General features: G+C 68.9%; 10 protein-coding genes. 4 read left to right on the forward strand and 6 right to left on the reverse strand.

Features of this window, described 5'->3' with window-relative positions:
• Window positions 1–1015, forward strand: a 1015-nt coding sequence (locus tag HL658_RS34800) for a cellulase family glycosylhydrolase (RefSeq protein ID WP_180287728.1), incomplete at its 5' end; no start/stop codon positions are given.
• A gap of 272 nt (window positions 1016–1287) precedes the next feature.
• On the opposite strand, the gene HL658_RS34805 is transcribed toward HL658_RS34800, so the two are convergent.
• From HL658_RS34805 to HL658_RS34830, 6 genes are all read right to left on the reverse strand, one after another.
• Window positions 1288–1485 (reverse strand): hypothetical protein, encoded by a 198-nt coding sequence (locus tag HL658_RS34805; RefSeq protein WP_180285984.1) that lies wholly within the window; start codon window positions 1483–1485, stop codon window positions 1288–1290.
• 426 nt (window positions 1486–1911) lie between these two features.
• Window positions 1912–4413 carry a carbohydrate-binding domain-containing protein gene (locus HL658_RS34810; protein WP_180285983.1) on the reverse strand — a complete coding sequence of 834 codons (2502 nt, stop codon included), beginning with the start codon at window positions 4411–4413 and terminating at the stop codon, window positions 1912–1914.
• Window positions 4414–4576: 163 nt separating this feature from the next.
• Window positions 4577–7063 carry a TonB-dependent siderophore receptor gene (locus tag HL658_RS34815; protein ID WP_281378942.1) on the reverse strand — a complete coding sequence of 829 codons (2487 nt, stop codon included), beginning with the start codon at window positions 7061–7063 and terminating at the stop codon, window positions 4577–4579.
• A 119-nt stretch (window positions 7064–7182) separates the two neighbouring features.
• Entirely contained in the window at window positions 7183–8151 is a 969-nt protein-coding gene (locus HL658_RS34820; protein ID WP_180285982.1) for a FecR family protein, read from the reverse strand.
• Window positions 8148–8663, reverse strand: a complete 516-nt coding sequence (locus HL658_RS34825; protein ID WP_180285981.1) for a sigma-70 family RNA polymerase sigma factor — start codon at window positions 8661–8663, stop codon at window positions 8148–8150. Before HL658_RS34825 ends, HL658_RS34820 begins: the two co-directional genes overlap by 4 nt.
• Window positions 8664–8834: 171 nt before the next feature.
• Window positions 8835–10079 (reverse strand): polyhydroxyalkanoate depolymerase, encoded by a 1245-nt coding sequence (locus HL658_RS34830; RefSeq protein ID WP_180285980.1) that lies wholly within the window; start codon window positions 10077–10079, stop codon window positions 8835–8837.
• Window positions 10080–10194: 115 nt separating this feature from the next.
• On the opposite strand from HL658_RS34830, the gene HL658_RS34835 reads away from it, so the two are divergent.
• The 3 genes from HL658_RS34835 (at window position 10195) to HL658_RS34845 (ending at window position 12289) form a co-directional block, all read left to right on the forward strand.
• Window positions 10195–10851, forward strand: coding sequence for a glutathione S-transferase family protein (locus HL658_RS34835; protein WP_180285979.1), 657 nt, complete (start codon window positions 10195–10197; stop codon window positions 10849–10851).
• A 153-nt stretch (window positions 10852–11004) separates the two neighbouring features.
• Entirely contained in the window at window positions 11005–11757 is a 753-nt protein-coding gene (locus HL658_RS34840) for a GntR family transcriptional regulator (protein WP_180285978.1), read from the forward strand.
• A gap of 142 nt (window positions 11758–11899) precedes the next feature.
• Window positions 11900–12289: a response regulator gene (locus HL658_RS34845; RefSeq protein WP_180285977.1), complete on the forward strand. Its 390-nt coding sequence runs from the start codon at window positions 11900–11902 to the stop codon at window positions 12287–12289.
• Window positions 12290–12291: the final 2 nt, after the last annotated feature.

Here is a 12291-nt window from a genome sequence, read left to right on the forward strand (position 1 = left end):
GCACGGGGCCGCCACCTGGGGCGACGGCAACCGCGCCACCGACTGGGCCGCCGCCGCCGAGCGCATCGGCAACGCCATCCAGTCCGTCAACCCCAACTGGCTGCTGATGGTCGAGGGCATCGAGATCTACCAGAACAACTGGGACTGGTGGGGCGGCAACCTGATGGGGGCGAAGAACGAGGGCATCGACTTCAACGTCGACAACAAACTGGTCTACGCCCCGCACTCCTATGGACCCGGCCTCTACCAGATGTCCTGGTTCAACACCAACGACTTCCCGAACAACCTGCCGGCCAAGCTGACGGAGTCCTTCGGCTATCTTTACAAGAACGACACCGCGCCGATCCTGATCGGCGAATTCGGCGGCCGCTTCGACGACGCGCAGGAGCGGGCCTGGATCAGCAAATTCGTCCAGTACATCAACGGCGACCTGGACGGCAACGGCACCAAGGACATCGCCGCCAACGAGCAGGGGATGAGCTGGACCTACTGGTCCTGGAACCCCAACTCCGGCGACACCGGCGGCATCCTGATGGACGACTGGAAGACGATCGACCAGACCAAGATGAACCACATCAAGCCGGCGCTCTACCAGGGGACGGACACGGAAGTGGCGGGCCGAACCGACGCCGTGTTCACGGTCTCCCTCTCCAAGGCGGCGACGCAGACGGTCAGCCTGACCTACGCCACCGCCGACGGCACGGCGAAGGCGGGCCAGGACTACCTCGCCACCAGCGGCACCCTGACCTTCGCGCCGGGCGAGACCGCCAAGCAGGTGAAGGTGACGGTGCTGGGCGACAGCGTCGCGGAGGGGACGGAGACCTTCAGCCTGAAGCTGGGCGGGGCGGTGAACGCCGGCATCGCCGACGACACCGGGCTGGTCACGCTGTGGAACCACGTCGCCGGCCAGTCCCAGGCCGCCTCCACCCTGATGGCTGTCGACAGCGCGTCGCTGGCGACGGACGGCGGCTATGACGGGCTGCTGCTGATCGACCCGCTGCAGGACGCCGCCTGATCATCACCGCGACGGCATCCACGGAAACAACAGGGGCCCCGTCCTCCGGTCGGAGGACGGGGCCCCTGTCGTTTCAACTGTTGCCGTTCAACCGCAGGTGGGGCAGACCGTGCGCACCCGCGGGCGGGGTCGCGGCGCCGTACCCCACAGGGCTGCGGCCAGGCGGCGCTCCACGGGATCGCCCGCCGCATCCGGACCGGACCCCGGGCCGGCGGCCGGCCGGGCGTCACCTAAGGGCGGGGCGCACCCATTGATGGCGGCAAGCATGCCCATCAGAACAACTCCACATCATCATCGGCGGGGCCGCCGACCCGGGCGGCGACATGGCCGCCGCCGTCCAGGATCGTCACGGGAACACCGCCGCAGTCGTCGGAGATGAATTCCGCCAGATCAAGCAGCGGCACCCGGCTGAATTGCCCACGTTCATGCCGCTGGTTCGGGCTCGGAGCGATCGTGATGGACATCAGCATGGTCGGAGCGCCTCGCGCAGCAAATCGTTCATCGTTCTACGAACAGTCTGCGCCGAGATCGTTACCAGTTTCTTGCCGCGTAATTTTCAGAATTGAAACAATGGCCGAAGAAAAACGCTGAAGACTTGCAAATTGCGAAATGCATCGACGTTTACAAAAATACCGAGAGATTTTCTTTTGATACCGCAGTAAGATTTGATCCGTCTCGCCACAATGAATCCATGCGGAGTGCGCGCACCGGCTTTCGATCTCGCAATAAACGCAATCCATGCGCGTGCCGTGACGGATCGTGCATCCCTTCTCCATCGATGGCGGGAGGATTTGCCAGTCGCCGCGGATGTGCGGAATGGGACTGTACCGTACCGTACGCATGGCTGCGGCCCGCGGAGTGCATCGATCCGCGGGCCGCACGGTATAGTGGCGTAATTACACCAGGCTCGACACGTCGAACCCGACCATGCCGTTGTGCGTCATGGTCTGGTCGTGATCGAGCAGCTCATGCCCATTGACCGAGACGGAGTGGAGGTGGAGGTTGCGGTCGAGACCCGGCCCCTCGCTGAAGTCGTTGAAGAAATCGACGCCCAGCGTCTTCGTGCTGTCGGGAAGGTTCAGGCGGTAGACGAACTCCTGCCAGCCGTCGCCATGGTCGGTGGAGACGTAGGTGGGGCCACCCACCAGCGCGCCATCGGCCAGCAGCTTGAAGCCCGGATCGCCCTTGTAAGCGTCGCCCGCCGCCTTGATGACCACCACATCGCCGCCCGTCCCGCCGGTGCCGGTGCCGCCGCCCGTGCCGCCGCCGGACGTCGAACCGAGCGTGGCCGTCGCGGTGTCGCCGGTCTTCATCAGCCCGGACTTGTCCACCGCCAGCTTGGTGCCGTTCACCGTGACGCTGTCCACATACAGGTTGCGGTCCTGACTGGCGCTTTCATACAGGTTGTTGATGAAGGTGACGCCCAGCGACTTCGCCCCGTCGGGCAGGTCCACCTTGACGGTGACGTCCTGCCAGCCGCTGCCCTTGGCGGTGGAGGTGTAGGCGGGACCTGTCAACTCCTGACCGTCCGCCACCAGTTTGAAGCCGGCGTTGCCCTTGTAAAGGTCGCCGGAGACCCGCACCGTCACCGTGTCCGGCCCGCTGCTGGGCAGCCCGGCGCTGGCCGTGCCGTTGGAGGTGAGGGCCGACTTGTCCAGCGTCAGTTTGCTGCCGTTGACGGTGACGCTGTCCACATAGAGGTTGCGGTCCTTGCCGGCCCCGCCATAGGCGTCGTTGAAGAAGTTGACGCCGATCTTGGCGGCATTGTCGGGCAGGTCGAGCTTGAAGGTGATGTCCTGCCAGCCCGCCGCCTTCTGGGTGGTGACGGTGGCGGCGCTGCCGACCGCGACGCCGTCGACCATCAGCTTGAAGGACGGGTCGCCGTTCCAGCTCTGCGCCGCCGCGCGCACCACGATGGTGTCCGGACCGGCCGGCGGTGACGGCGGCGGGGTGGTGGGGGTGGTCGGCGTGGTGGGGACCGTGGGGGTGGTGGTGCCGTGGCCGGGGTCGTAGCCGGTGGGCGGGGCGACGGTGCCGGGCTGGCTGGTCTCCACGATCAGGTGGCCGTTCGCCTCGAAACCCGGAATGGTGCGTGCGCTCGCCCATTCACGCAGCGAGCTGTCGAACATCCAGAGCTGCTTCGACCCGTCCGGGACGATCCAGTCGTTGTTGTTCCACACGATGTTCCAGCCGTGCGACTGGCTCTGCTGGTAATTGACCTGGAAGCCGCTGAGGATGTTGTTGCCGAGATAGGTGATCTCGTTGTCGGTGATCGTGATGTTCTTGGTGGTCCAGGTGCCGTAGGTGCTGCCGCCGCGGTTCTCGTGCAGCAGCGCTATGCCGCCGGCGCCGTTCGCGGCCTCCATCGTGTTGCCGTAGACCTGGATGTTGGTGCTGTTCTGGATGCCGAGCTGCGCCCCCACCAGCCAGTTGCCGGGCTGGCCCGGTTCCGGCGTGCCGTTGCGGATGAAGTCGTTGTTGCGGATCACCGCGTCCCACGAGATCTCGTAGGCCAGCCCGACCTGCTTGTTCAGGGCGATGGTGTTGTTCTCCACCAGCACGTTCTTCATGTCGATGTCGAACCACAGCCCGACGCCGTTGTTGTGGTGGATGTAGCTGTCCTTCACCGTCACGCCCGTGGACTCGGTGATCTTCAGCCCGCCCGCGTCCCAGAAGGTGTCGAAGCCGGCGTAGTTGTTGCGCGCCGCCTCCACGCCGGTCACCTTGGCGCCGTCGGCCTTCCAGGCGCCGATGCCGACCTGCCCGTTGTCGTTGTAATGGCCGCCGGTCACCGTGGTGCCGCGCCCCATCACCAGACCGACGCCGTGGTTGAAGCGGGCGGTGACATGCTCGACGGACCAGTTGTCGCCGTCGATGTCGATGGCGCCGGTCTGGGCGGCGCTGGCGTATTTCTCGACCGTGATGTTCTTCAGTGTGACGTTGTCGGCCTCGCCGCGGATGGCCTGGGCGGTGGAGCTCATCTCCACCTTGGCCCCGGCGGGCGATTTGGACAGGTAGGCGGTGCGGCTGCCCTGGTCGTAGTACCAGGTGCCGTCCTTCACCTCCGCCAGCGAGCCGACGCGCTTGTAGAGGGTGTCGTTGACGAACAGGTCCTCGCGCAGGGTCGGCAGCGTGCTGCCGTTGGCGCCGATGCCGGCCGGCTGCAACGGGGCCGGCAGGCCCGACGCCTTCCAGTAACTGCCGGACGACTGCCAGCCGTTCACCTCGACGGCGCCGTTCAGCACGGTCCCGGCGGAGCCGATGAAGGACTGGCCGTCCTTCGGCGTGAATTGGGCGCCACGGTAGACACCGGCTTCAAGCAGGAACGTCGTGCCCGCCGGGTTGGCGTCGATCGCCGCCTGGATGGACATGCCGGGTTTGAGGACGATGGTGGCCATGAGCGTTTCTCCATGTGTTCACGGCGCGACCATCGACGGCGGCAGTTAATGAAAATTTACCGATAATACTATGTTACCTTTCCTAAAATTATGTCCTTCCATTGTCATACCGCCGCCCGCGAGGGGCGGCGGAGCGGCGGGGTGCCTGGTTACCGGTGGCCCTTCACCAGCGATACGTCACAGTGCCCAGGATCTGCCGGCGGTTCCCGTAGAACACCGTGTTGTCGTAGAAGCCGGGGGTGACATACTCCTTGTCGGTCAGGTTGGTGACGGTCAGCGCCAGCGTGGTGCCGGCGAGTTCGGAGCGCAGCTCACCCAGCTCGTAGCGGATGGCGGCGTCCACCAGCGTGTAGTCCGGCACCTTCACCGTGTTGGCGGCGTTGTAGGAGCTGCCGACGTAGCGCACCCCGGCGCCCAGCCCCAGCCCGCGCAGGACACCGTTGGCAACCGTGTAGTCGGCCCACAGCGACGCCGTGTGGCGCGGCACCGAGGACGGGGTCAGCCCCTCCCGGCTGGTGGTGCTGCCGACCGCGGCGTTGTCCTTGGTGATCTCGGCGTCGATGTAGGCGTAGGAGGCGATCAGGCTCATCTCCTCCGTCAGTTCCAGCTTGCCCTCGATCTCCAGCCCGCGGCTGCGCACCTCGCCGTCCTGCACCGAGAAGCCGCTGTAGACCGGGTCGTTGGTGGTGACGTTCTGCTGCGTCAGGTGGAAGAGCGAGACGGTGATCAGGCTCTCGCGACCCGGCGGCTGGTACTTCACGCCGACCTCGTACTGGGTGCCGGTGGTCGGGCTGAACATGCCGCCGCCCCGCTCCGGCGCGTAGCTGCCGCTTTCCGGCTGGAAGGAGGTGGCGTAGCTGGCGTAGGGCGCCAGGCCGTTCTCGAAGACATGGGCGAGGCCGACGCGGCCGGTGAAGGCCTGGTTGTCGGCCTTCTGCTCCGTGCCGCCCAGGTAATCCTTCTCCTTGTTGATCACCCAGTCCTGACGGCCGCCGAGGGTGAGGACCCAGCCGCCATGCTTGACCTGGTCCTGGAGATAGACGCCGAGCTGGTCGATGGTGCTGCGGCTCTTCACCCAGGCGTCGCCATAGACGAAATCCGTGGTGCCGTAGACCGGGTTGAGGATGTCGATGACCGCGGTGTTCAGCGAGTTCCGCCGCGTCTCCTTCCCCGAATAGCGCGCGTAGTCGAGACCGGCGAGCAGCCGGTGCACCAGCGGCCCGGTCTCCACCCGCCCCTGCACGTTGGTGTCGACCAGGAAGCTGGTGGTGGATTTCGGCCGGTCCTGCACGCCGATCGGGTAATACTGCCCGTCCACCAGATCGACCGGCCAGCTCATCGGGAAGGCCGCGTGGAAATCGACGCGGGTGCGGGTGTAGCGGGTGTTCTGCTGCACGCTCCAGTCCGGGGTGAACTTGTGCTCGAAGGCGTAGCCGATGGAGGTGCTGTCCACGGTCCAGTCGGTCAGGCCCGGCTCGCCGAAGTAGATGTTGGTGCCGATCTGCCCCTTGGGGTTGTCGTAGAGGCTGCCGACCATGGGGATGCTCTGTTCGGAGCCGCTGACCTTGCTGTGCAGATGGCTGGCCAGCAACGTCAGCGAGGTACGGTCGTTCGGGCGCAGCGTGATGGCCGGGGCGACATAGACGCGGTCGTCGGGCGCGTGGTCGATCTGGGTCCCGCTGTCGCGCCACAGGCCGGTCAGCCGGACGAGCACCCGCTTCTCCGCGTCGATGGCGCCGCTGAAGTCGGCCGCGCCCTGGATGCGGTCGTGGCTGCCCGCCTGGAACTGGAGTTCGCGGATCGGCGTCTCGGATGGGCGCTTGCTGGTCAGGTTGATGATGCCGCCCGGCGACCCCTGCCCGAACAGCACCGACGCCGGCCCCTTCAGCACGTCGATGCGCTCCAGGCTGTAGGGTTCGAACTCCGCGTCGTAGGCGTTGAAACCGGCGCGCAGCCCGTCGCGGTACACGCTGAACAGCCCGGTGTCGCGGAAACCGCGCAGCAGGATGTCCGGCGCCCCCGGCCCGCCCGGATAGTCGATGGCGCGGACGCCCGGCGTGTAGGCGATGGCGCCGTTCAGCGTGGTCACGCCGCGCTGCTCCATCTCCTTGCGGGTGACGACCGAGACGGACTGCGGAATCTCGGTGATCGGGGTGTCGGTCTTGGTGGCGGTGGCGCTGTCGGTCGCGACGGTGCCCGGCACCGCCCCCGATCCGCCGGCCCCGCGCCCCTGCCCGACCACCGTCACCGGGTCCAGCATCAGCGCGCCGTTCACCGGCCGGGACAGGGTGACGGCGTCCGGGCCGGAGAAGCGCCACGCGATCCCGCTGCCGGACAGCAGCGCGCGCAACGCCTCCTCCGCCGTGGCGGTGCCGCGGAAGCCGGGGCTGCCGAGGCCCGCCACCGTGTCCGGCGCGTAGGCGATCTGCAGCCGCGCCTGCCGCCCCAGCGACGCCAGCGCGTCCCCCAACGGTGCCGCCGGAATGTCGAAGGCGATGCGGCGTGGCGCCGTCTCCGCCGCCCCGGTGCCCTGCGCGCCCGTGCCCTGCGCCTGCACCGCCCCCATGGTCATGCCCGTGACCGCCGTACCCAGCCACAGCGCCGCCAGCGCGCGGCCCGCGCGCCCCCCCCTCCGCTTCCCGAACCCCATCTGCCCCTCTCGCCTCGACTCATTCGTCGCGCCGCATTGTTGTTGCGACGCATTCTCATGAACCCAGGACGCGCGAGGGGGATGGCTTTCAACAGCGGGTGCGAAAAAAACTTGGCGGGTCAGCCGGCGTCCACCAGCAGCAGCCAGCCGGTCACCCGGCGCACCCGCCCCCCATAGGGCCGCACCAGGGCGCGCAGGGCCGCTTCCGGCTGGTCGAGGTCGAAGACGCCGCTGACCGGGCGCCGGCCGAAGCCGTCGTCGAGGATGAGGATCCGCCCGTGGTGCCAGCGGCCGAGTTCGGCCGCCACCTCGGCGATGGGGCGCTGGTCGACCACCAGCATGCGGTCGCGCCAGGCCGCGATCCGGTCGGGGGAGGCGGCACCGCGGGCCACCGCGCCGTCCTCGCCGGCGCTCAGCCACTCCCCCGCCGTCAGGGTCGCGGGCGCGGCCGAGCCGGCGGGCTGGACACGCACGGAGCCGTGCTGCACCGCCACGGTCGCCCGCCCCTCCCCGCGGCGCAGCTCGAAGGCGGTGCCGAGGACGCGCACGCTCAGTGACCCCGCATCCACCACGAAGGGCCGGTCGGGGTCGGGCCGCACGGTGAAGAAGGCGACGCCCTCCGCCAACACCACGCCGCGTTCGCCCGGCGTCATGACGGCGCGCAGCACGCTGCCGGGGCCGAGCGTCACGCGGCTTCCGTCGGGAAGTTCCAGCTCGCGCAGTTCGGCGGTGCCGGTCACCGCGTCGCCGCGCAGCCGGTGCCAGGCATCGGGGGCCAGCAGCAGCGCGGCACCCCCGGCGGCCAGCGCGCCGGCCCCCGCCAGCACGGCGCGGCGGCCGGGGCGGGCGGGCTCCCGGTTCCACCGTGCCGCGTGGGCCGCGGGAAGCGCGCCGGCGACGCGCCAGACACGCTCCGCCTCCGCCCAGGCCGCGGCGTGGGCGGGGCTGCGCGCCCGCCAGTGGCGGGCGGCCCGCTCGGCCTCCGGCCCGGCGGGCATGGCCTTCACGCGGATCACCGCCTCCATGGCCTCGCCCCAGAGGACGTCCGCGGAATCGACGTCATCGGGCGGCGTGTGGGCGGCGGTCATGGCCGTCCGTCCGGCGGTTCGTTGAGGGCCGTGCGCAGGGCGGCGTACGCCTCGTGGATCATGCGCCACACGACGGTGACGGACACCCCCAGCTCGCGCGCGATCTCGGTCTGGGTGCGACCGCCCAGCCGGTGCATCTCGAAGGCGATGCGGGTGCGCTCCGGAAGTTTGGCTATGGCGGCGGCGGCACGGGCCAGCTCCTGCCGGTCGGCGGCCACCACCTCCGGCGTCGGGGTCGGGTCGGCAAGGGAGCCCAGCACCGCGTCGTCCTCCTCCGGCCGGGCCACGCGGCGGTGCCGGTGGTGATCCAGCGCCAGCCGCGCCGCCGTGGCGAACAGATAGGCCCCGGCGTCCTGCACCTCCCCCGCCGCCGGTGCGGCCCGCATCACGCGCAGGAAACTCTCCTGCATCAGGTCGGCCGCATCCTCCCGCGATGGCACCCGGCGGCACAGGAACCGCATGAGCTCGTCACGGTAGCGGCGGAACAGGCTGTTGACGTCGAGCGATGCCACCGGAACCACGCCCCATGGCTGTCCGTCGGTTGGGGAATGGAAACCATAGCGCAGATGAGTTTCATTCGCAACAGCGGTCAGCCCCGCGGGGCTGACCGGCGCAACAGCGGTCAGCCACACGGGGCTGACCGCCGCAACAACGGTGGCAGCCCTGTGGGGCTGCCGGGCGGGTCACTCCGCCGACAGCATCAGGTTGCGGACGATGGGGTAGATGTGGTTCTCCCAGCGCCGGCCGCTGAACACGCCGTAATGGCCGACACCCACCTGCATGTGGTGGCGCTTCAGGTACGGTCGCAGGCCGGAGCAGAGATCCTGCGCGGCCGAGGTCTGGCCGAGCGCGCAGATGTCGTCGCGCTCGCCCTCCACGGTCAGCAGCGCGGTGCGGCGGATGGCGCGGGGATCGACGCGGCGGTCGCGCCAGGTCAGCTCCCCCTTCGCCAGCCGCGCCTCCTGGAACACCCAGCGCACGGTTTCCAGGTAGAACTCGGCCGGCAGGTCCAGCACCGCGAAATACTCGTCGTAGAAGTCGCGGATCGCCTGCGCCTGCTCCGTCTCGCCCTTGACCAGATGGTCGTAGAGGTCGCGGTGCGCCTTGTCATGGCGGGTGATGTTCATCGACATGAAGGCGATGAGCTGGACGAAGCCGGGATAGACCCGCCGCCCGGCCCCGGCGTGGCGCCAGGGCACCCGCGCGATCAGCGTGCGCTCGAACCAGTCGATCGGCTTGGAGGTCGCCAGCTCGTTGACCTTGGTGGGGTTGATCCGGGTGTCCACCGGCCCGGCCATCAGCGTCATGCTGAGCGGCTGGGCGGGGTTGTCGTCCTCCGCCATCAGGGCGGCGGCGGCCAGCACCTGCACGCAGGGCTGGCACACCGCCAGCACATGCGCCCCCGGCCCCATCACCTCCAGGAAGCGGATGACGTGGGCGATGTAGTCGTCGAAGCCGAACCGGCCGGCGTCCAGCGGCACGTCGCGCGCGTTGTGCCAGTCGGTGACGTAGACGTCGTGGTCGGCCAGCAGCGTGCGGATGGTGCCGCGCAGCAGGGTGGCGAAATGGCCGGACAGCGGCGCCACCACCAGCACCCGCGGCTGGGCGAGGTCCACGTCCTTGCGGAATTGCAGCAGCGTGCCGAAGGGGGTGACGTGGATCGGCACCTCCGTCACCGCCGCCTCGCGGGTGCCGCAGGTGACACGGTCGATTCCATAGGAGGGGCGGTGGTGGGTCAGCCCGACTCGGGACACCAGCTCCAGCGCCGCCACCATGTGCCGCAGGGGGATGGAGACCGCACCGGACAGTGCCCGCGGCGGCAGCTCCGCCGCCCCGTTCCAGGGGCCGAGAGCCGCGCCCGCCAGCCGCGCCAGGGCGAGCACGGGCTGCAGAAGATCGAGCTTCGTCTGATAGGCATGGTACAGCATGCGCGCGCCTGCGGCCCCGTCGCTGTCGCGGATGTCCAAAAGGCTAATGCAAATTCTCCCGCACTGCGAGACAATACGCGGCAGAGGCCGGACACCGGGCGGGAGGAACGACACGATGACGAAGGCTGTGCTGACCATCTCCAGCCGCAACTACTCGTCCTGGTCGCTGCGCGGCTGGCTGTTGTGCCGGATGGCCGGGCTGGCGTTCGAGGAGCGGGTGCTGCCCATCGACGACCCCTCGGCGCGGGCGGAGCTGCTGCTGCTCTCCCCCAGCACCCTGGTGCCCTGCCTGGAGCATGACGGCGCCCATGTCTGGGACACGCTGTCGATTGCCGAATATCTGGCCGAACTGGCGCCCGAGGCCGCCATGCTGCCGGCCGAGCGCATCGCGCGGGCGCACTGCCGCTCGGTCAGCGGCGAGATGCATTCCGGATTCTACAACCTCCGCTCCGCGCTGCCGATGAATCTGCGGGCCCATTACAAGGGCTTCAAGATCTGGACCGGCGCCCAGCCGGACATCGCGCGGGTGCAGGCCATCTGGCGCGAGTGCCTGGAGCGCTACCGCGGCCCCTTCCTGTTCGGGGCCGCGCCCTCGATGGCCGACGCCATGTTCGCGCCGGTGTGCACGCGCTTCCTGACCTACGACGTGCCGCAGGACGCGCTCTGCGCGTCCTACTGCGCCACCATCATGGAGTGGGCGCCGATGGCGGAATGGGTGGAGGCGGCCAAAGACGAGCCGCACGAGCTGGACGAGCTCGACGCCGAGTTCTGAACATCCGCCGAGGACACCCGCGCGCCGCGCCACTTTGGCGCGGCCGAACCTGCGGGCTGCGCAAGCCGCTTGAATCCGCCGCTGATATATTAATATTCTTATGCCAGTGGGCGACGGCGGCCGGCCGGGCCCGCAACGAGGAGTTTCGCGGCCATGACGGCCAGCACCGAGAACGGCGTCGCCCGGTCGCGTCCGGTCAGGCCGGCGGCGCCGACCCCCCGCGCCCCGCAGCGCGGCGCCACCGCCGCGGCGGCCATCCACCGCGAGCTGCGCGGTCAGATCGTGTCGCTCGCCCGCAAGCCGGGCGAGCCGATCAGCGAGAAGCAGATCGCCCAGGCCTACGGCGTCAGCCGCACGCCGGTGCGCGAGGCGGTGCTGAAGCTGGCCGACGAGGGGCTGATCGAGGTGTTCCCGCAGTCCGGCACCTTCGTGGCGCGCATCCCGCTCGACGCCCTGCCGGAGGCGACGGAGATCCGCAAGGCGCTGGAGCGGACCACCGTCCGCCTCGCGGCAAGCAACGCCAGCCGCAGCCAGATCGCCCGCCTGCGCGCCTGCGTGGAGCGCCAGCACGAGCTGAGCGCTGCCCGCGACGAGGAGGGCTTCCACCAGGCCGACGAGGATTTCCACGCGCTGATCGCCGAGGCCGCCGGCTATCCCGGATTCTGGACCATCACCCAGCAGGTGAAGGTGCAGGTCGACCGCTGCCGCCGCCTCACCCTGCCCGTTCCCGGCCACATCGGGAAGGTGATCGGCGAGCACGAGGCGATCCTCGAGTCGATCGCCGCCCACGACGAGGCGAGCGCCGTCGCGGCGCTGGAGGCGCATCTGGAGGGGCTGCGCGTCACCATCCACGACCTGCGCCACGCCGCCCCGCAATTCTTCACCGGGGCCGCGGGACCCGACTGACGGCGGCCCGCCGTCCCTGCCGCCCGCGCTCAAGACATCGGATGGTTTCGCCGTAGACGAAGCTTCGCATTTTTTTAATATTTCCCTCTGTTTGTTTGAAGCCTGCCGGCCGGGGAAACGGCCAGCAAACGGGGGGCATGGGATGCCGCGCGCCGAGCTCGTGAAGGTCATTTGCGTGGACGATCAGGAGAGCATGCTGCGCCTGCATCGTTACGCGTTCGCACAGATCGGCATCCGGGACGTGACCGAATGCACCTCCGCGGTGGCGGCGGTCGACGCGGTGCTGTCCAAGGAGTTCGACCTGATGACGCTGGACTGGAACATGCCGGGCACCGACGGCCTGACCCTGTTCAAGATGCTGCGCGGCAATCCCAAGACCGCGAAGCTGCCGATCATCATGGTCACCGGCAACGCCGAGGAGCATTCCGTCAAGACGGCGATCGCCGCCGGCGTGCGGCTGTTCCTGCGCAAGCCGGTCGCCGTCAAGGATCTGAAGGTCCGGGTCGAGGCGGCCATCGGGAAGCTGACCTGATG

Origin of the sequence: Azospirillum oleiclasticum (assembly GCF_013423485.1) — a bacterium.
Classification (GTDB): domain Bacteria; phylum Pseudomonadota; class Alphaproteobacteria; order Azospirillales; family Azospirillaceae; genus Azospirillum; species Azospirillum oleiclasticum.

What these genes read in the sequence shown, in the direction of transcription:
- HL658_RS34805 (WP_180285984.1), bottom strand. Translation starts at nt 1,485, where the DNA reads ATGCTGATGTCCATCACGATCGCTCCGAGCCCGAACCAGCGGCATGAA.
- HL658_RS34810 (WP_180285983.1), bottom strand. Translation starts at nt 4,413, where the DNA reads ATGGCCACCATCGTCCTCAAACCCGGCATGTCCATCCAGGCGGCGATC.
- HL658_RS34815 (WP_281378942.1), bottom strand. Translation starts at nt 7,063, where the DNA reads ATGGGGTTCGGGAAGCGGAGGGGGGGGCGCGCGGGCCGCGCGCTGGCG.
- HL658_RS34820 (WP_180285982.1), bottom strand. Translation starts at nt 8,151, where the DNA reads ATGACCGCCGCCCACACGCCGCCCGATGACGTCGATTCCGCGGACGTC.
- HL658_RS34830 (WP_180285980.1), bottom strand. Translation starts at nt 10,079, where the DNA reads ATGCTGTACCATGCCTATCAGACGAAGCTCGATCTTCTGCAGCCCGTG.
- HL658_RS34835 (WP_180285979.1), top strand. Translation starts at nt 10,195, where the DNA reads ATGACGAAGGCTGTGCTGACCATCTCCAGCCGCAACTACTCGTCCTGG.
- HL658_RS34840 (WP_180285978.1), top strand. Translation starts at nt 11,005, where the DNA reads ATGACGGCCAGCACCGAGAACGGCGTCGCCCGGTCGCGTCCGGTCAGG.
- HL658_RS34845 (WP_180285977.1), top strand. Translation starts at nt 11,900, where the DNA reads ATGCCGCGCGCCGAGCTCGTGAAGGTCATTTGCGTGGACGATCAGGAG.